The organism is Streptomyces sp. Inha503, assembly GCF_047215865.1.
Lineage (GTDB): Bacteria > Actinomycetota > Actinomycetes > Streptomycetales > Streptomycetaceae > Streptomyces > Streptomyces lycopersici.
Map to the genome: position 1 here is coordinate 5907920 of NZ_CP178360.1, position 19209 is coordinate 5927128.

Genomic DNA, 19209 nt, shown 5'->3' on the forward strand with positions numbered 1-19209 from the left:
GTACTAGAAGCTGTCGTGGGCGTTCGGCCGGCGCAGCGCGGTGTAGAGGGCGCGCAGCATGAGGATCGCGCTGACCGCGAGCATCTGATAGCCGAGCAGCGGGAACAGCTCCACCTCCGCGGTGACCCGGGGCCCGCGCCCGGTGCCGAACACCACCAGGACCACCCCCATCAGCCCCGTACAGGCCCCCAGCAGCGTGACCGTCATCTGGTGGATCAGCCCGGAGACGAAGCGCCGCTCCCGCTCGTCGGCGAGCACCCGCACCCGGACCGTGAACCGCCCCTCCTCCAGCGACGCGCCGATCCGCTCCGCCCTCCGGGGCAGCCGCCGCAGCATCGGCAGCGCGGACAGGAACTCATGGGTCGCGCTCCGCGCCAGGGACGAGAACCCGGACGCGAGCCCGCCCTCCTCCTCGCTCCCGGTACCCGTGGCGCGGAACCGCAGCCGGTCGGTGAGGAGGTCCACGGCGATCGCCCGGGCCTCGTCGATCATGTTGAAGTCGGGGGTGATCCGGCCCAGGGTGCCCTCGATGGTCGCCAGGGCCCGGAAGACGGCGGCCACCTCCGGCGGCACGGCGAGGCCGAACCGGGCGAGCAGCTGGAACAGCGCGGTGAACATCTCGGTGTCCGGCCGCGCCCCCGCCCCCAGGTGCTGGGCCATGAACTGCCCCAGCTCCCGCTCCAGCAGCAGCGAGTTGAGCATCAGGTCCTCGCTCCGGGTGGCCCTCGTGCCGAGCAGGGCCATCAGCGCGTCATGCAGACCGGCCCGGTCGCCGCGGTCGACGGCCACCAGCATCTCCTGGAGGGCGTGGCGTACGGACGGGTCGATACGGCCCACCGAGCCGAAGTCGAGCAGGCCGATCCGCCCGTCGTCGAGGAGCAGCACATTGCCCGGATGCGGATCGGCGTGGAACACCCCCGCCTTCAGGATCTGGTGGAGCATGGCGGCGAAGGCGGTCCGGGCTATCCGGTGGCGGTCCAGCCCCTCGCGGTCCGCGACGGTCGCCGCACGATCGAAGGTGACCCCCTCCAGCCACTCCTGAACCAGCACCCTGGCCGTGGTGAACTCCTCGTACACCCGGGGCACGCGCACCAGGGCGTCCGCCTCGTACCCGCCGCAGGACGCCGCCACCACCGCGGCGTTGTTGGCCTCGATCCGGAAGTCCAGCTCCTCCCGCACCGATGTGGAGAAGCCGTCGCCCAGATCCCGCAGTCCCATGGCGTGGGAGGACCGGGAGCGCTGCTGGAGGCCGCGGCTGACCGCGACGACGATGTCCAGGTCGCGCTCGACCATCTCGCGGATCCCCGGCCGCTGGACCTTCACCACGACGACCGGGCCTCCGCGCAGCTTGGCGCGGTGCACCTGGGCGATCGAGGCGGCCGCGAGCGGCACCTGCTCGATCCACTCGAAGGCGTCCTCCACCGGCCTGCCCAACTCCGCGCGCAGCAGCACCGCCACGTCCCCCCACGGCGCGGGCGCCACATCGCTCTGGAGACGGCTGAGTTCGTCGATGAAGTGCGGGGGCAGCAGATCGCGCCGGGTGGACAGCAGCTGGCCCAGTTTGATGAAGGCCCCGCCGCACTCCTCGAGCGCCAGCCGCAGCCCCCTGGCCATCCGCTCGCCGAACTCGCCGGGCCGCAGAGCACGTTCCAGACTGTGCCGACTGCGGAGCGGACGGCTCAGCCCGTGCCGCATGAAGATCCGGCTGATCTGCGAATAGCGGCGGGTGCGCCGCAGCCGGCTGCGCATCGCGCGCCACAGCCGCATGGGCAGCGCCCAGCTGCCGCGCGGCAGAAAGACCTCGGCCAGCACCAGGGTGGCCATCGCGGCGAGCACGGACACCCCGACCTGCACGCCGTACAGCACGCCCATGCTCTGCTGGTCGTGCATGGTCGGCTTGAAGACGAGCATCGCGCCAAGACCGACCAGACCGGCGCCGAGGGCGCGCAGCGGGCCCACCCGGATACCGAGCAGCCGGCCGGAGATCGCCGAGACGCCGAAGACGAAGACGCCGAGCGACGACACGGCGATCAGCACGATCAGCAACCCGAAGGACAGGTCGTCGATGCTGGTGGCAGCCAGCCAGGTCATGGCACGTTCCCCCGGGTGCGATGAACAGTGTGTCAACAGTAGTCCGGCTCGTCCCCCTCGGACCGCGCTTGCCCGCATGTCACGCAGCAACCTGCCAGACACGCCACGGGGCCCGACATCGGGATGTCGGGCCCCGTGGCACGGGAGTGCGTGGCGGGCGTCAGCCCATCGCCTCGATCAGGCTCTTGGGCCGCATGTCGGTCCAGTTCTCGTTGATGTAGTCCAGGCACGCCTGGCGGTTGTCCTGGCCGTGGACGACGGTCCAGCCCGCGGGTACCTCCGCGAAGGCCGGCCACAGCGAGTGCTGCCGCTCGTCGTTGACCAGCACGTAGTAGCTGCCGTTCTCGTCCTCGAAGGGGTTGCTCATCGCGTGATCGCCTTTCTGGCGGGTCTATTGGGCCTATCGGGTCTATCGGGGCTATCGGGTCTGTCGGGCCCGTCAGGTCTTTGCGAGCGGGCCCGGTCAGCCGCAGCCACCGGCGTGGCCGGCGTCACCGGCCGGGACGAGCAGGGCGGGCTCGACCCCGCGGTCGTTCTCCCGCTGTTCCACGACGGCGGTCCGGGTCTTGGCACGGACGCTCGCGACAAAACCCGAGAGCCGGTCCAGTCCCCAGAACTTGTCGTGCCGGTGGATGAAGAACGGCACTCCGAACACTCCGTCGCGGTCCACCGCCCGCAGCGCCTCGATGCCCCGCCTGCGGATCTCCGGATCGTCGGCCGCACCGGCCAACGCATCGGGGTCGAGGCCGAGTTCATGGCCGATCGCGGCCATGGTGGCGCGTTCGGAGATGTCGATGCCGTTCTCCCAGCGGGCCCGGTACACGGCGTCGATGAAGTCCCGCCCGCGGCCGGCGTCCTCGGCGACCAGATAGGCGAGATGGGAAACGTCCCAGTTGGGCGCGGTGTCGATCGGCCAGGCCACCGACAGACCACGCTCGATGGTCGCCCGCTTGATGTCCTGGAGGATGTAGAAGTGCTTCTCCTTCGACATCGCGACATAGGGGAGGTGGATCCCGGCGTCGGCCAGCATGCGCTCGCTCACCTCGTCCGGCTCCCAGTACGGGCGCCATTCGATCGCGTCCGCCACATCGGGCGCGTTCTCGGTGAGTTCACGGTAGGCGAGCCAGGAATAGGGGCTGCGGAGTGAGAAATACCAGCGCGGTGGTTTGACGGCCAACGAAACCTCCTGGGTTCGGAGCGAAGCTAGATGGTGATGCCGCCGTCGATCTGGACGACGGAGCCCGTGACATAGGCCGCACGGTCCGAGACGAGGTACGAGACGAGGTCGGCGACCTCATCGGCCCGCCCCAGCCGCCCGAGCGGCACCGACTCCAGCGCCTTGTCCTTCACCTGGCCGGTGAGTACGGAGGTCATGTCGGTGTCGATGAACCCCGGGGCGACGACATTGGCGCGGATCCCGTACCGCCCGGCCTCCTTGGCCAGGGCCCGGGAGAACCCGATGATCCCGGCCTTGGAGGCCGAGTAGTTGGACTGGGTGGCGTTGCCGTACACACCGGCGACCGAGGAGATGTTGACGATCACCCCGCTCTTCCGCTTCATCATGCCGAACACCACGGAGCGGCAGACGTGGTAGACCCCGTCGAGGTTGACGTCCAGCACGTCATGCCATTCGTCGTCCTTCATCAGCAGCAGGGGGTTGTCACGGGTGATACCGGCGGCGGTCACGGCCGCGTCGATCGGACCCAGCGTCTGCTCGGTCTCCGCGACCAGCGCGCGCACCGCCTCGGCGTCACGGACGTCGACCCTGCGGCTGAGTACCCGTACCCCGGTCTCGGTGACCTCTTTCTCCAGCTCCAGGGCGGCCGCCTCGTTCGACTGGTAGCAGAAGGCGACATCGAAGCCGTCCCGTGCCAGACGCTCCACCGTCGCCCGGCCGATTCCCCGTGAACCGCCGGTGACCAGCGCCACCCGGGATGCGTTCTCTGCCATTGGTTCTCCAAAGCGATTCGGCCGGCCGCGTGGGACCGGATGTCTGTGGCCGGGGGTCAGGCGAGGGCGGGGGCGGAGGCGGGGTCGGGGTCGGGGTCCTGGGGCCGCAGCTCCCCCGCCGGGCGGAAGGCCAGCACCGCGAGGCCGACCGTCAGAGCGGGCTCACCGGCCACCGTGGAACCGCCCTCGATGATCACGGTGTCGTCCACCACCCGGGTGATGGACGCCCGGTGTTCCAGTACGTCCCCCGGCAGCACCGGCCGGTGGTACTCGACCCCGGACACGCTTCCGAAGAGCATGACCTGGCCCTCGAGCACATCGGGATCCGGCGACTCCCAGGTGGCCAGCAGCCCCGCCGACTGGCACCAGGACTCCAGCAGCAGCACCCGCGGATAGGCGTAGGCCTCCGCCGCCGCGTCCGGTCCGAGCCCCTGGTACCAGGGCTCATTGCAGGTCACAGCCTTCACGGCGGTGACCCGCTGCCCGGGGACCACTTCGGTCACCCGGTCCAGCAGCAGCATCGGGAACCGGTGCGGCAGCACCTTTCTGATCTCGAACTGACCGATCATCACGCCTCCTCCGCCGTGAACCGCAGTCTGACCTGGGCGGCGGCACCGCGCTCGGTGGCCACCTTGGCGGCGCACCGCCACGCCCCGGACCCAGCGGTCCACATCAGCTCCACCTCCAGCCGGTCGCCCGGGAAGACCGGCCTGAGGAACCGTGTGCTCTCCACCGCCACCAGTTCCAGACCGGCCGCGCCCGGCGGAGGGGTCCGCAGACCGCTGAGGTGCACGCACTCGATCACGCAGACCCCGGGGAAGATGGGGAAGCCCGGGTAGTGCCCGGGGAAGACCGCCTCGTCCTCGCCCACCGTGACGGCCGTCACCGCACGTACCTTGCCCCGGCTGTCGGCGGCGGCCGGACGGACGACCTCCACCCGCGCGGCGATCGGACTGCTCGGCCGAGCCGACGTTTCGACGGTTCCGGTCATCGCCCCGGTCATCGCGGACCGGCCAGGCGCAGCAGGGCGCAGCCGACCGCGCCATCACGGTCGACGGAGGTCACCAGCGCCACCCGGCCGGCGGCCTCGGGGGTGGTTTCGGCGTGCACCAGCACTCCGGCGATCTGGAACGCCGCCGCCGCGGCTCCGGTGTCCCCGATGAGCGCGGCCTGGGTGAGGTGGACGGGGTCCGCTCCCTCGGCGGCCTCCGCCACGGCGGCCCGCTCCTGCTCCCCGGACGGGCCGGGCGCCTCACTGGTGGAGACCGCCCAGATCTCCTCCGGGCGCACCCCCGCGCGGTCCAGGGCCCGGCGCAGACAGGCGGCCAGCGCGGGGCGGACCCCGCCGTCCAGGGCGATGCCCATCTCCACCGCGAGGATCTCCGCCAGCACCGGCTGCTCGGCGTCGTCCCGCGCGCCGGGGCCGTGCTGCTCCACCAGCAGCAGTCCGCAGCCCTCACCGGGCAGTTGCGCGGGCCCCTCGGTGCCCGGCCGGTGCGCGTGCCGCTCCAGCCAGGAGCGGGCGTGCGAGAACTCCTCGACCGCACCGCACAGCACGGTCCTGGCCCGGCCGAAGGTGAGCAGCCGGCGCGCGTAGTTGAGGGCGTACAGCCCCGCCGCGTGGCCACCGGCGATCGTGGTGTTCGGCCCCTTGAGCTGGTGCCAGATCGCGCTCTGCCCCGCGGCGCAGTTCATCACGGCGTTGGGAAAGCGCGCCGGGTCCACCAGATACGGCTTCTCCCCGGTGAGCGAGTCCCGGGTGAAGTCCATCTGGCTCTGCACACTGCCGGTGGTGGTGCCCAGGACGAGGGCGGCGTCCTCGCCGGTGGCCACCCACCGGTTGCGCGGCGCGTCGTCGAGCAGCCGGGCGACCGTGGTGACCGCGAGGCCGGTCACCCGGTCCATCGAGCGGACCCCCTTCTTCCCGAGCACCGTACGCAGGTCGAAGTCGGGCACCAGACAGGCGCGGTCCCCGGCCGCCTGCCACCGCTCGTCGTCGAGCTCGGCCGCCGCGGGCCGGCGTTCCCTGATCCCCTCGGTGAAGGCCGCCCGGCCGATCCCGAAGGGCGATACCGCCGACCAGGCCGTGATGACCGGTCGATTCACAAGAGCTGTGCCGCCACTCATGTCTGCTCCGTCGCTCCGTCGCCGTCGTCGGTCAGGATTCGCCGCGCAGCGCCTTGGAGACGCGCTCGTCGAAGTTGATCAGGTTCCAGTCCCGCCGGTTCTCGATCAGGGCGTAGCCATGGGTGACCTTGCCGGTCGCGGTCGGCAGCAGCCTGCCGTCGCGCACCACGTAGCAGTCCATGCGGGAGGTGTAGGTGAAGTCCTTGAAGACGTTCTCGACGGTGTAGACCGTGTAGAGGTCCTCCTCCATCAGCGCCTCGTCCAGGATCTGGATCCGGGAGTGCGGGCAGGCGGGGATCCACCGGCGCTCGTCCAGCAGGGTCTTCACCGAGATGCCCCGGTCGGCGAGGAAGAGGTCCACGACCTCCTCCATCTGCCGCAGGTAGCTGGACATCTGGAGCCGCTCGGAGAAGTGGCAGTACGGGTAGGGGATCCGCCACTTCCAGCCGAACGCGTTCTTCCCCGAGGTCAGCAGGTCGAGCACCGGGTCGGGGCCGGAGGTGCCGCGGCCGGCCGACAGCGAGGTGGTGACGGCCGTGAGGTCCGTGCCGGTCAGCTCCGGCGGCTCGGGGGCGACGGCGCCGGGGGTGCTCAGCCGGTCGGTGACGAACCGGGCGAGCTCGGCGGGCGGTTCACCGGCCGTCTCGACATAGCTGTCCGAGCGCAGCACCACCTTGGCGTTGGCGCCCACCACCTTGGTGTCCGCGCCGTCCCGGTCGGCGTGCAGGGACACCGTGAAGGAGATGAAGGAGTCGTCGTCCCCGGCCGTCGGCACCACCCGCGCCTGAACCGTCTCGTCCATGTAGAGGGCGTGCAGGATCCGGGTGTCGAGGTCGATGACGTCCACCCCGAGGCCGTGTTCGGCGTACAGCGCCCGCGCCGGGAGGTCCGCATCGGCGAAGTGGCAGAGGATGGCCTCCTCGACCAGGTAGTTGATGTGCTTGAACCCGATCCAGGTGCAGATGTTGGAGCCCTCGTACCGGGTGCGCAGCGACGCGGTCGTCTCGCTGGTGAGCAGCCTCTTGACGGCGCCTTCGGCCACTGTGGTCATCGATCGTGCTCCCATGGGAATCCGGGGCCGGGACCGCCGTGCGGACGGACGGCCGAACAGGTGCTGACGAAGCGGTCGAGCAGGGTGGCGAACTGCCGGGCCCGCTCGATCATCAGGAAGTGCCCGCAGTCGGGCAGCAGACGGAACTCGGCGTCCGGGAGGCCGTCCGCGAGCGCGCGGCCCTCGGCCGGCGGCGCGGCGAAGTCGTCCGCACCGGCGAGGACGAGACACGGCACGGTGAACCCTCCCAGCCGCAGGGCGGGGGTACGCAGATAGATCTCGAAGAACCGCATCCAGCCATAGGGGCCGACCCAGTCCCGGATGCGCTCGGCGAGGTGGCGGCGGGCCGCCGGAGGGACCCGGTCCCCGGCGTGCACCCGGATGCCCTCGGCGATCAGCGGGGCCATGTTGTCCACGGAGTGCGCCAGGCTCGCCCAGTCGAACTCCTCGGCCGTACGCCGGTAGAACGGGGCCACCAGCACCAGGCCGTGGATGCCGAACTCGGTGAACGGGTCCAGGCCCCCCTCGATCCGGCGGCTCAGGAACTCCATCAGGACGTTCGCGCCCATCGAGTGGGCGACCACCACATCGGCGCCGCCCGGCACCGCGCGCAGGGCGTCGCCGGTATACGGCACGAGATCGCCCCGGGCGCTCCACCCGGCGACGCTCCGGCCCCGCCAGGGCAGGTCGGCGGCCCACATCTCGGGCCCGCCGGCCCGCCGGCCGTGCTCGACGCAGGCGTCCCACACCGTGCTGCTGTTGGACAGTCCGTGCAGGAAGAGCACCCCGCCCCGCCGGGGGTCGCCCGGGGCACGCCGGGTCACGACCACGGGGCTCTCCTTGTCGCCCCGCGCGGACGCCTCGACGGGCCCACCGCCCTCCCGGGCGGGTCCCCGCACGAGACGGTCACCGGCGGACATCAGGCCGCTGCCCGCCCGCGCAGCGCGATACCCGCACTGGCGTCGTCGGCGTCGGTGCCCGCGGTGGCGTACACCGGACCGGCTCCGCCCTGGGCGAACCAGCCGACGGCCGCGGCGCACTGAAGCACTCCCAGCGCGCCCGAGCCCAGGCCGAAGGCCTCGCCCAGATCGTGCCGGGGTACGCCCTCCAGCAGGGTGTCCGGCACGGCGGCCGTACGCCGTTCGGGCAGCTGCCACAGGGCCGGGCGGTCGCCGGTCGTCCTGGCCAGCCGTTCCAGACAGCGGTCCAGTCCGGCGCCCCGGACGTAAGTGCCGAGGACGGCCGGCGCGTTCGCTCCCCGTTCGGCGGCCGATTCCTCGCTCTCCACCACCAGCGCCGCCGCCCCGTCGATGGTCCGCGAACCGCCGGTGAAGGCGCGCACGGACTCGTTGTCGGGTTCGACGCCGAGGACCAGCGCCCGGGAGGCCCGGCCGCCGCGGATCAGCGTGGCCGCCCAGTGGACGGCGTCCAGCCCGGAGGTGGCGCCGTTGCACAGCATCAGGTTGGGGCCGCGCAGCCCGAAGCGGATGGCGACGGAGGAGGCGATGACATTGCTCGAGGCGTTCGGCAGGTCCATGGCGCTGCCCGCCGCCGCCGTGTGCTCGGCGATGGTGTCGATCGCCCGGCAGATGGTGTCGAGATTGCCGTAGTTGGAGCTCGCGACCATCGCGACGCTTCCGCCGGGGACGCGCAACCCCCCGTCGTCCAGCAGACCGGCGTCGCGCAGGGCGGCGTCGGCCGCGCAGTAGGCGAGTTGGGTGGCCCGGTCCTTGTACCGCAGGCCCTTCCGGCCGACCAGGTCCTTCGGCTCGACGGGCGGGGCGTCCGCCGCCGGTGCCATCAGCTCCGGTGCCGACCTCGCGCGGGGCAGCACCACGCCGACCCCGCTCACCACCACGGTCATCGGGCCGCCTCCAGGATCGCGACGGCGTTGATGCCGCCGAAGCCGAATGCGTTCAACTGCGCCACGGTCAGCGGCCGTTGGGCCGCCTCTCCGGTGACGAAGCGGAATCCGGCCGCCTCGTCCACCGGGTCGTCCAGGCCCACGGTCGGCGGCACCAGCCCCTCGGCGAGACAGCGAAGGGTGACCACCAGATTGAGCAGCCCGGAGGCCCCGGAGGTGTGCCCGGTCATCGACTTGGTGGCGGTCACCAGGGGCTTGTCCCGGTCCGGACCGAAGACGTCCGCGAGCGCGGTCGCCTCCGCCTCGTCGTTGAGCAGCGTCCCGGTGCCGTGCACCATCAACAGGTCGATGTCCGCGGGCTTCACCCCGCCCCGGGCATGCGCCTCCCTGATCGCTTCGGCGATACCGACCGGGTCCGGCGCCGTCACATGGAAGGCGTCGCAGTTGACCGCGACATCCCGGACCAGGCCGTGCACCGGACGCCCGCCGGGGACCCGGCTGAGCACGACCGCCGCCGCGCCCTCGCCCATCAGGACGCCGTCCCGGTCGCGGTCGAACGGCCGCACCCGGGTCGGGGGCACCGGCTGTACCCGCTCCAGCAGGCCGTACATGGTCTCGGTGAGCACATCGACCCCGGCCACGACCACCGTGTCCGCCCCCTGCGCCAGCAGGTCCACGCCCAGCGCCAGGGCGTACAGCCCGGCCGAGCAGGCGTTGGACAGGGTGTGGGTGTCATCGGCGCCGAACGCCTCGCGCAGCGCGGTGCCGAAGTGGAGCTGGGAGGCCGGGAATTCGGCGCCCTGGGTGCGCCACAGCTCCACCGAGCGCAGTTCGCGCAGCCCGGTGCCGACCAGGACCGGCACCCCGCTCAGATCGCTGTCGTCGAGGCCCGCGTCGCGGACCGCCTGACCGACCGCGTCCAGCAGCAGTCCGGTCGCCCGCCGGGTGACGTCCACCCCGGGCGCGGGGCGGTTGTCCACCTCGTACGCGTGGCGGGCCGTGTGCCGGGCGTGGTCGAAGCCGCGCAGCTCGGCCACTCCGGAGCGACCCGCGCACAGGTTGCGGAAGAGCTCGTCGACATCCCCGCCCAGCCCGGCCACGGCCCCCATGCCGGTCACCGCCCAGCTCATACCGGCACCTCGTCGTACTGGCCGAGCAGCACCACCGCGTTGTTGCCGCCGAAGGCCAGGCCGTTGTTCTGTACGACCTTCAGCTCCGCCTCGATCGCCACATTGGGCACGCAGTCCACATCGCACTCGGGGTCGGTGGTGGTGTGGTTGATGGTCGGCGGAATGAACTTCTCGGTGATCGCCAGGGCACAGCCGATGGCCGACAGCGCGCTGGCGGCGCCCATGGTGTGGCCGATCATCGACTTCATCGAGATGGTCCTGGGAGGACGGCTGCCGAAGACCTCGCGGATGGCGCGTGCCTCGGTGACGTCGTTGGCCTTGGTGCCGGTGCCGTGGGCGGAGATGAGGTCCACCTGGTCGGCCTTGACCCCGGCGTTCTCCAGTGCCAGCTGCATGCACCGGCCGACGCTGTCCTGGTTCGGCGCCACCTGGTGGTAGGCGTCGCAGTTCAGGCCGTACCCGAGCACCTCGGCGTAGATCCGGGCGCCACGGGCCAGCGCGGACTCCAGGCTCTCCAGGACAAGCACCCCGGCGCCCTCACCGGTGAGGATGCCCTTGCGGTCGACGTCGAACGGGCGGCACCGGTCCGGCGCGATGGTGCCCAGCCGGTAGAAACCGGAGAACGTCTTGCGGCACATCGCGTCGGCGCCACCGCACAGCGCGTACTCCGCGTCCCCGGAGCGGACCGCGTCATAGCCGTAGCCCAGGGCGTAGTTGCCGGCCGCGCAGGCGGTCGGAATCGTGACCGCCTCCACATCGGACAGCTGGAGCTCCTGCGCGATGGCCGCCGACAGACGGCCGGCCGGAACGCGGCGGGCGAGTTCGGGCGACATGTGCTCGGGACCGTGGGTGATCTCGGCCTCGACCAGGTGGTCCAGGTCCCTCGATTCACCGTCGGTGGTCCCGATGGAGATCAGACCCGGCAGCGACCGCCAGTCGGCGATGGAAACCCCCGCGTCCTCGATCGCCATCCGGGCCGCGGCGACCGAGTACTGCGTCGCCCGGCCGAGGTGTTCGACCGCGAGGTGGCGTATCCACCGCTCGGGGTCGAAATCCTCCACCTCACAGCCGTTCGCGTGGTCGAACCCCTCGACGTCGAACACCGTGATCGGCTTGGCCCCGCTGCTTCCGGCGCGCAGTCCCCGCCGGAACTCCTCGACGCCCATACCGATACTGGAGACCACACCGAGACCGGTGATCACCACTCTTCGCGGGCTCGCATGCCCCGACTCCGCCATCCCGACCCCTTAAGTCCGCTGTTCCGGCCGTGTCCGCAGGTACGAAAGCGCCGCTTTACCAGCCGGCGGACTCGGCGACTACCTCGTAGACGCCCTTGAGGTGCACCATCCGGGGGAGTTCCGACTGGTCGATGGTGACGTGGAATTCCTTCTCGAGATTCGCGAGAATTTCGATGGAACGCAGCGAGTCAGCCGAGTGGTCCTCCTTGAAGAGGCTGGTCTCGGTAACCTCGTCCTCTTCGATCTCCAGAACGTCGCAGACGATCTCCTTGATCTTCTGCACACGCTCCTCATGCACCGAACTCATGATGGATCCCCCACTTTCGAACAAGGCCGGCTCACGGGCCGTTTCCATTTTGGACTCGGATCTTTCTATGGCACCCCGCGATACCGCGCAATGCCCACTGCATAAAGCTGCCACATCCCGGTCGGCAGACCTGCCCGCTACCCGGATTCCCGCTCATCGGCGGTTATTTATCGGCGCTTCCCACCAGAACTATCCGCGCGGCCGGTACCGCGCAACAGCCGGTACAGGAAGCTGCCAGCGAATCGTTCCCGTCCGCCGCCATCCCCTGGTCAGGGGCCCGGTCCCATGGCTGGTTCGCAGGCTGGGTCCGAGCCCCTGACCTCCTCCTCCCGGCATGCCGCGGCGAGTGCGCGGAGCACCGCGGGCGCGCCGGAGGGAGGCACCGGCGGTCGTTCGGGGGATGACCACCGCCGGAGTCGGATCTCCCGCCGTCCACTTCGCGGACACGGGGTGTTCCGTCAACTGACTGGATTTCTATCCGAACCCGTTGATCTTCCACAATGGCGCTAACAGGAAGGTGCCAGCGCAAGGCCCGCCCCCGCCGCGGGCCGGCGGGACGCCATGACACCATCGGTCGGTGATCGAGCTCGGCTACTCCCTCTCCCACCGCTTCCCGGACCCTTCGCAGACGGACTACCGGGGCGCCCCCGTTCAGGCCCTGCGCCACGACCTGTTCTGCGGCGATGTCCACCTGACGGACACATCAACCGGCCGCGAACTGTCCACGGCCTGGGGATGGGTGCCGGTGCTGGACTTCGCCTGGGCGCTGTGCGACATCGTCGAACTGCTCGACAAGGATCCGCGCGGCAGCCGCTCCGCCACCCCCGTCCACGCGGAACTGGACTTCACCGAATCCACCGACCGGTTGCGCTTCGAACGGCGCTTCGGATGGGTGGACATCACCGCCGACTGGGCACCGGCCACGGATCCACCGCTGAATTTCTCCCATGCCGCACTGCGCCGCGAGGCCAGGGACTTCCTGCACGATCTGATCGCGGATCTGACGGATCTGCACGACGAGCTCGCGGACAACCCCGCCATCTGGAATCTCCAGGCCCGTTTCCCCCGCGTCTAGCCGAACGCCGTAGGCCGACCGGTCCGTCTATCACCGGCCTATAGTCACGGACCGACACTGGAATAGGACGGCCATAGGCGGGCATTCCATGCTGGTCCCGCGGACATGGCTGACGGTCCGCACAAACCAGGGAGGTGCAGTGGAAAACGTATCGACCACTGAGATTCCGGCCGGAGTGGAACTCGATTTCACGGCCTGGCTCCAGCACCTGGAACGCCGGGACCTGGGCGATCCGGCGGAGTTCGCCGCGGTCGTCAGGGAGCTGGCGCTCGACCCGCACCGCACGGAGTACGCCGAATACATCGGGCCCCGGCAGTCGCTGATGAGCGACGCGGGCGCCCGCTGGGCCAGCCTGGTGGCCATGCTCATCAACGCCGTCCACAGCACCATCGCGGACCCGCCCGAGCCGTCCTGAGCCGGACCGGCCGGGGCGGGGCGTCCTGAGCCGGACCGGCCGACGCGAGGCGTCCTGAGCCGGACCGGCCGACGCGAGGCGTCCTGAGCCGGACCGGCCGGGCCCCGGGCTGCCGAGGACCGCCCGGGGCCCGGCCGGATCAGCCCGTACCGCCCGGCGGTGACTGCGGCCCCGGTCCGCGGCCCCGCTGCTCACGGGCGAACAGCCACACCAATGGGCGGTACCGGTACCGCAGTTGGTCCCCGTCGGCGATGACGTCCAGCAGGCGGACCTCCGAGATCGACTCCAGTACGTCCTCGGCCCGCCCCTCCGGCCACCGCAGCTCCACGGCCGCCTGACGCGCCGTGAACGCGGAGCCCCCGTCCCGGTACGCCAGCGCCCGGAACGCGTACCGGGCCGTCGGCGCCAGCCGGGCGTGACAGCGGCTCAGGGTCGTCCGCACATCGAGACTGCCCAGGGACAGCTCGCCCAGCCGCCGCTCCGCGGGCGCCAGCCGGTCCGCCAGATGCGCCAGCCGCCACTGCGGATAGGCCGCCAGCCGCGCCGCGCAGATCCGCAGCGCCAGGGGGAGCCCGTCGCACCGCGCCACGATCCGGTCGGCCGCGTCCGGCTCCGCCGCCACCCTCCCGGGACCCGCGAGTGCCGCCAGCAGCAGCCGCCCCTCCGCGGCGTCCAGCGGATCGAGCCGCACCAGGCGCACCCCCTCCACCGAGGCGAGCGAGGAGTGACCGGTGATCAGCGTGCGGCAGCCGTCGCCGTTCACCAGCAGCGGGCGCACCTGCCGGTCCTCGACCGCGTTGTCCAGCACCACCAGCGCCCGGCGGCCGGCCAGCCTGCTGCGGTACAGCTGCGCCCGTTCGTCCAGGGCGGCGGGCAGATCGTGATGGCCGACGCCGAGCGCCCGCAGGAACCAGCCGAGCACATCCAGCGGATCCTTGGGCCCGCCGTCCTCCTCCCTCAGGTCGGCGTACAGCTGCCCGTGCGGAAAGTCCCCGCGGCACCGGTGCGCGGCGTGCACCGCCAGCGCCGAGGTGCCCGTCCCCGGAGCTCCGGTCAGCACCGTCGCCCCGCCGCGCCCGGGAGCTCGCAGCCCGTCCGACACGATCGCGAGCTGCTCGGCGCGCCCGCTCAGATCGGCGATGTCGGTCGGCAGCATGGCGGGCATCAGACCGGCCCAGATGTCCCCGGCCATCGGCTCGGCCCCGGGGACGTCCGCCCGTCCCGCCTTGTGCAGCCGCACCCGGACCGGCTCCGGGGCGGCGGGGCCGGGCAGATCGCCGCGCAGCACCCCGTGGTGGACGTGGCGCAGCCCCGCGCCGGGGTCCATCCCGAGCTCGTCGCGCAGCACCCGCCGACCGCGCTCGTAGACCGCCAGCGCGTCCGCCCGCCGGTCACACCGGTACAGGGCGGTCATCAACTGTCCGCGCAGGCCCTCCCGGAGCGGATGCTCGGCCACCAGCCGGGTCAGTTCGGGTACCGACCGGGCGTGTCGGCCAAGCGCCAGCTCCGCCTCGATGCGGTGCTCCACCGCGCTGATCCGGGCCTCCTCCAGCCGCGGCAGCTCCGTCTCCTCCAGGAAGCCGGTCACATCCGACAGGGCGGGCCCCCGCCACAGCGCCAGGGCGGTGTGCAGCCGCTCGGCGGCGTCCCCGTAGCGGCCGTCGGAGAGTTCACCGCGCCCCTGCTCGGCGAGGCGCTGGAACTCCTCCCAGTCGAACCGGGCCCCGCTGTGGTCCATGGCGTACCCCGGGCCCCGGCGGGCCAGCTGGAGCCAGGGGGCGCAGCGCTTCCGCAGCCGCGAGATATGGGTGTAGAGCTGCGCGGTCATCGTGACCGGCGGATTGCGTCCCCACAGCAGCTCGCTGAGCCGGTCGTCCGAGACCACCCGGCCGCCGGACAGCAGCAGAGCGGCCAGCACGGTCCGCTGTTTGGCGCCTTCGACGGGCAGCAGCAGCCCGTCCACGCGCACCTCCACCGGCCCGAGGATTCCGAACTCCACCTGCCGCACAGCTGCCTCCCCACGGCCTCGGTGTCGTTCGGTCCGACCACCCCCGCCCTCGTTCGTCCCACCCCGCCCCGCCGTCCGCGGGACGTCAGCAACCTGACAACTCGGTGATCCGCACCGCCGCGTCGATCGCCTCACAGCCCAGCTGGTGCCCCGGATTGCGGCTCACCCGGCTGATCGGCCCGGAGAGCGACACCGCCGCGATCACCCGCCCCTCCGGGGAGCGCACCGGCGCCGATACGGTCGCCATGTCCGGCTCCCAGCCCCCGACGCTCTGGGCCCAGCCCCGCCGTCGTACGCCGGAGAGCATGGCCGCGCTGAACCGGGCCCCGCGCAGCGCCTCGTACAGCACCTCGGGCTCCTCCCACGCGAGCAGCACCTGGGCCACCGCCCCGGACTTCATGGGAAACGCGGTGCCCACCGGCATCGGCTCACCGCCCAGCACCTCGGAGGAGGCCACACAGATCCGCATCCGGCCGCGGCGCCGGTGGAGCCGGGCGCTCGTCCCGGTCCGGGCGCTCACCTGCGCCAGCACCGGGCCCGCCTGGACCTTCAGCCGGTCCTGGCGCGCCTCGACGACCATGTCGCCCAGCCGGGGGCCGAGGGCGAAGCGCCCCTGCCCGTCGCGGGCGACCAGCCTCAGCCGCTCCAGGGCCACCACCAGCCGGTGCACGGTGGGCCGTTTCAGACCGGTGTCGGAGACCAGCCGGGCCAGCGTGGCGGGGCCGCTCTCCAACACGCCGAGCAGCAGCGACGCCTTGTCGAGCACGCCCACTCCGCTCATCGGCGGCGGTGAGGTCATCGTCGAGTGGGCCATGGACTCAGCCCAGATGCTCGGCGAGCGCGCGGACGACGGCGTCGCGCTGCTCCACCAGGTAGAAGTGGTTCCCCGGCAGCACCCGCAGTTCGAAGCCCGCCGGTGCCACCTCGCCCCAGGCGGCCATGTCCTGCGCGGTGATGTGCGGGTCGCCGTCCCCGACATGGGCCACCACCGGGCAGCCGACCGGCACCGCGGTACGGGGGCCGTACGTACCGACCGCCTTGAAGTCCGCCCGGAGCGCGGGCAGCACCACCTCGCGCAGATCCGGGTCGTCCAGCAGCTCGCCGTCGGTGCCGCCGAGCCCCCGCACCTCCTCCAGCAGCGCCTCGTCGCCGTCCAGGTAGGTGGTCCGGGGCGTCAGCTCGTGCGGGGCCTTCCGGCTGGAGACGAAGAGCGCCTGGGGGCGGATGCCGTGCCGGCTCTCCAGCCGCAGCGCGACCTCGTACCCCACGGACGCGCCCATGCTGTGGCCGAAGAAGGTCAACGGCACGTCCGCGAAGGGCAGCAGGGCCGCGGTGACCTCGTCCGCGAGATCCTCGATGCGGTCGATGCCCGGCTCTGCGAGCCGCTCCTGACGGCCCGGATAACGCGTGGCGAGCACTTCCACCCCGTAGTCGAAGGCGGTCCCCCAGCCGTGGAAGAACCCGGCGGATCCCCCCGCGTGCGGCAGGCAGACCAGCCGCCTGCGCGGCGCCGCCCCGGTCCCGTATCTGCGGAACCACTTGCTGTCGATGCCGACGGCCATCTTCTCCACGCACCTCCTCGTCATCGTCGGCCGATCCCCCGTCGCCCTGGTGACCCGCCCGCATTCCTTGCGGCCAGTTCTAGCCGCGCCCCGATGCACCGGGCAACGGCCGGTCATGAAGCTGCCATGGGGCCGCTGAAAAGAATGCGATGGCTGTCACCGCCGCTCGCCGGCGGATTGCGAGATGAGCAGACCGAGTTCCGCGGCGCGCACCCCGGCCTGAAATCGTGAATTCGCCCCGAGCAATGCCATGATCTCCGCGACATATCTTCGGTAGGTGCGCACGGACATCGCGAGTTCCCGAGCCGCGACCTCGTCGGTCACCCCGGCCCGCAGCCGCTCGAGTATCTGCTGTGCGATATCCGCACGCGTCTTGTCACCGAATTCGATGCGGTCGGAGACCTCGACCGCGTTGCGCCATACCCCGTCGAACAGCGCGACCAGTGGCTGGATGACACCGGGGGCGCGGACCACCGAGGCCCGGCGGCCGGACACCGACGCGGCGCACACCAGCGCGTGCTCATCGTCGGCGATCACGGCCACCAGCGCGGGGATCCGGGCCACCCGGGTCCGTACCCGCGGTTCGGCGGCATGCGCCGAGACGAACCGCCAGTCGAGCGTCGAGGGCGTGCACAGCAGCCGCACCCGGGAGGTCTTACGCCCCGTACCGGACAGCAGCGCGGTCAGGGCGCCGTGGACCGCCTCGGAGTACGCGGGCTCCGCGGCGAGCACCACGTCGACCTGCTTGGCCGCGTCCGTGACCAGCCGCGCCGCCGTCTCGACGGCGTCCTCATGGGTGTCGATGACGTCCACCATGGAGTCGCGGTGCAGCTGATTGCGGCGTCTGTCCACCGTGGACGCGAGGAGCGCGCTGACTTCCAGCAGCTCCCGTTCGAATTCATCGGCGGCCTCGACCGGAACGAGGTCGACCTCTCGACGGCTGCTGCCCGAAGAGCTCTCGGGCACCCCGGATGGCACACCACTCACCCCCGCGTGAGTTCGTCATCGCGTATCAACCGCGGAACACCCACTCGTGTCCGCCCATCGACACGGCACGGCACGCACCGCGTCGCTCCCCGGGTCAGTCGGCCGTCGACAGCAGGCCCAGCTCGACCGCCCGCACCCCCGCCTGGAACCGGGAACTGGCCCCCAACGCCCGCATGATCTCCGCGACATGGCGCCGGTAGGTGCGTAACGACACCTCGACCTCACGGGCCGCGACATCGTCGGTGTAACCCTTGCAGAGCCGCTCCAGGATGCGCCGGGCGGACTCGGTCCGCAGCCGCTCGCTGATCCAGCGGTGCTCCGCGAGGCGCACCGCGCCCGACCACGCACCGGCGAACAGCAGATCCAGGGCCCGGACGGACGCCGTGTCCTCGATGACCGACACCACGTCCCCTCCCCCGCGCTCCACGGAGGACCGGACCATGGCCACGCTGCCGTCCACGATCAGCATCTCCATGACCGCGTCGACCACCTTGACCTGCGTGTTCACACCGCTTTCCACGGCGGCCCGGGTCGCGGGGTCGGCGAGCGCGTCAGGAGTGCACAGCAGCCGCACCGGAATGCGCTCATGGCCAGGACCGGTCAGCCGACGCAGCGCCGACACCATGATCTCGGCCCGGTCGCCGCCGGCGGGGAGCGCGATGCTGATGCCGTGCCGGGCCCGGTCGACGAGCCCCTCCACGGCGTGTCCGACGGCCGCGTCATTCCCCTTCATCGTCACCACGGCGTGCCGGGCCACGGTGCGGCGGTGCAGATTCACCGTCGATTCGATCAATTTACGGGCCTGGAGCAGTGCCTGCACCACACCGTCACGCCCCGGTTCGGGACCTCCGGGCCCCGAAGCCACGCCTATCGCCGCCGGTTCCCCCGCTCTCGCGGAAACAGGCGCCATCGCCAAACCTGTCACGCTTTACCCCCGTTATGACACAACGATCACCAGCGGACATCGGACCGGTGGGTCCGGGATGCGGCTGGGAGGTTGAAGTGAGTGGCCATCCCCCTGAATGGCCAGGTATGTTCCGTCGCCAAAGGTTGAAAGGCGGAACACTTCAATTATCGATGCGCGGCCGACAGTAGTTCCCACTCCTACGCCAGTCAACGCGTCCGAGTCGGCACAGAAAGAGTAGGCAGCTCTTCCCCTTATCGGCCCCCCTTTGACCCCCGCGCGAACCCCCCGAAGTTGTCAGCTAGCTGCCTTACGGCCCCCGGGCTCCCCCGCCTCCGACGTCGTGATCATCACTGTACGCATCGGTCAGGAGGCTTTCAGCGAGCGTCCCGGGTTGTTTCTGTCCTGTTACTGCCAGCCAACATAGGGAATCGGAGAATGACCCCGACAAGCCGCGAACCAGCGGGTCATACCACTCCAGATCCATGTGGCGATCATTC

General features: G+C 71.3%; 20 protein-coding genes. 2 read left to right on the plus strand and 18 right to left on the minus strand.

Translation table 11 applies throughout. The annotated features are described in order from the left end of the window. Positions 1–3: 3 nt before the first annotated feature. From ACJX2R_RS24150 to ACJX2R_RS24210, 13 genes are all read right to left on the minus strand, one after another. Positions 4–2091: an ABC1 kinase family protein gene (locus ACJX2R_RS24150; protein WP_413101833.1), complete on the minus strand. Its 2088-nt coding sequence runs from the start codon at positions 2089–2091 to the stop codon at positions 4–6. 160 nt (positions 2092–2251) lie between these two features. Beyond that, positions 2252–2458, minus strand: a complete 207-nt coding sequence (locus tag ACJX2R_RS24155; protein ID WP_014061551.1) for an MbtH family protein — start codon at positions 2456–2458, stop codon at positions 2252–2254. Between the two features lie 96 nt (positions 2459–2554). Then, positions 2555–3268: a 2-hydroxychromene-2-carboxylate isomerase gene (locus ACJX2R_RS24160; protein WP_262699236.1), complete on the minus strand. Its 714-nt coding sequence runs from the start codon at positions 3266–3268 to the stop codon at positions 2555–2557. 26 nt (positions 3269–3294) lie between these two features. Further along, on the minus strand, positions 3295–4041 hold the full coding sequence (gene fabG, locus ACJX2R_RS24165) for a 3-oxoacyl-[acyl-carrier-protein] reductase (RefSeq protein ID WP_413101834.1): 747 nt from the start codon (positions 4039–4041) through the stop codon (positions 3295–3297). Positions 4042–4097: 56 nt separating this feature from the next. Next, entirely contained in the window at positions 4098–4610 is a 513-nt protein-coding gene (locus tag ACJX2R_RS24170; RefSeq protein ID WP_413101835.1) for a 3-hydroxyacyl-ACP dehydratase FabZ family protein, read from the minus strand. Then, complete coding sequence (locus ACJX2R_RS24175; RefSeq protein WP_413101836.1) at positions 4610–5032, minus strand: 3-hydroxyacyl-ACP dehydratase FabZ family protein; 423 nt, start codon at positions 5030–5032, stop codon at positions 4610–4612. Before ACJX2R_RS24175 ends, ACJX2R_RS24170 begins: the two co-directional genes overlap by 1 nt. 8 nt (positions 5033–5040) lie before the next feature. Further along, on the minus strand, positions 5041–6168 hold the full coding sequence (locus ACJX2R_RS24180) for a beta-ketoacyl synthase N-terminal-like domain-containing protein (protein WP_413101837.1): 1128 nt from the start codon (positions 6166–6168) through the stop codon (positions 5041–5043). 31 nt (positions 6169–6199) lie between these two features. Next, positions 6200–7219: a hypothetical protein gene (locus tag ACJX2R_RS24185; RefSeq protein WP_413101838.1), complete on the minus strand. Its 1020-nt coding sequence runs from the start codon at positions 7217–7219 to the stop codon at positions 6200–6202. Continuing rightward, on the minus strand, positions 7216–8049 hold the full coding sequence (locus ACJX2R_RS24190; RefSeq protein WP_413101839.1) for an alpha/beta fold hydrolase: 834 nt from the start codon (positions 8047–8049) through the stop codon (positions 7216–7218). Before ACJX2R_RS24190 ends, ACJX2R_RS24185 begins: the two co-directional genes overlap by 4 nt. A gap of 89 nt (positions 8050–8138) precedes the next feature. After that, complete coding sequence (locus ACJX2R_RS24195; protein ID WP_413101840.1) at positions 8139–9083, minus strand: beta-ketoacyl synthase N-terminal-like domain-containing protein; 945 nt, start codon at positions 9081–9083, stop codon at positions 8139–8141. Next, positions 9080–10213: a beta-ketoacyl-[acyl-carrier-protein] synthase family protein gene (locus tag ACJX2R_RS24200; protein WP_413101841.1), complete on the minus strand. Its 1134-nt coding sequence runs from the start codon at positions 10211–10213 to the stop codon at positions 9080–9082. The genes ACJX2R_RS24195 and ACJX2R_RS24200 overlap by 4 nt, the downstream gene beginning before the upstream one ends. Continuing rightward, complete coding sequence (locus ACJX2R_RS24205; RefSeq protein WP_413101842.1) at positions 10210–11451, minus strand: beta-ketoacyl-[acyl-carrier-protein] synthase family protein; 1242 nt, start codon at positions 11449–11451, stop codon at positions 10210–10212. The genes ACJX2R_RS24200 and ACJX2R_RS24205 overlap by 4 nt, the downstream gene beginning before the upstream one ends. Before the next feature lie 55 nt (positions 11452–11506). Continuing rightward, the gene (locus tag ACJX2R_RS24210) at positions 11507–11758 is read right to left on the minus strand and encodes an acyl carrier protein (RefSeq protein ID WP_014061562.1); all 252 of its coding nucleotides are present in this window, start codon (positions 11756–11758) and stop codon (positions 11507–11509) included. Between the two features lie 577 nt (positions 11759–12335). Here ACJX2R_RS24210 and ACJX2R_RS24215 point away from each other — a divergent pair. Then, positions 12336–12833 (plus strand): hypothetical protein, encoded by a 498-nt coding sequence (locus ACJX2R_RS24215; RefSeq protein ID WP_413101843.1) that lies wholly within the window; start codon positions 12336–12338, stop codon positions 12831–12833. 139 nt (positions 12834–12972) lie between these two features. Then, positions 12973–13248, plus strand: a complete 276-nt coding sequence (locus ACJX2R_RS24220; protein ID WP_413101844.1) for a hypothetical protein — start codon at positions 12973–12975, stop codon at positions 13246–13248. Positions 13249–13387: 139 nt separating this feature from the next. Here ACJX2R_RS24220 and ACJX2R_RS24225 read toward each other — a convergent pair whose 3' ends face one another. From ACJX2R_RS24225 to ACJX2R_RS24245, 5 genes are all read right to left on the minus strand, one after another. After that, positions 13388–15256, minus strand: a complete 1869-nt coding sequence (locus tag ACJX2R_RS24225) for a BTAD domain-containing putative transcriptional regulator (RefSeq protein ID WP_413101845.1) — start codon at positions 15254–15256, stop codon at positions 13388–13390. 85 nt (positions 15257–15341) lie between these two features. Further along, positions 15342–16070, minus strand: coding sequence for an IclR family transcriptional regulator (locus ACJX2R_RS24230; protein WP_262699249.1), 729 nt, complete (start codon positions 16068–16070; stop codon positions 15342–15344). A gap of 4 nt (positions 16071–16074) precedes the next feature. Beyond that, a complete protein-coding gene (locus ACJX2R_RS24235; protein ID WP_413105943.1) occupies positions 16075–16818 on the minus strand; it encodes a thioesterase II family protein in 744 nt (247 codons plus the stop codon). Positions 16819–16974: 156 nt separating this feature from the next. Then, positions 16975–17784 carry a LuxR family transcriptional regulator gene (locus ACJX2R_RS24240; RefSeq protein WP_413101846.1) on the minus strand — a complete coding sequence of 270 codons (810 nt, stop codon included), beginning with the start codon at positions 17782–17784 and terminating at the stop codon, positions 16975–16977. A 115-nt stretch (positions 17785–17899) separates the two neighbouring features. Continuing rightward, positions 17900–18628, minus strand: coding sequence for a DNA-binding response regulator (locus tag ACJX2R_RS24245; protein WP_413101847.1), 729 nt, complete (start codon positions 18626–18628; stop codon positions 17900–17902). Between the last annotated feature and the right edge of the window lie 581 nt (positions 18629–19209).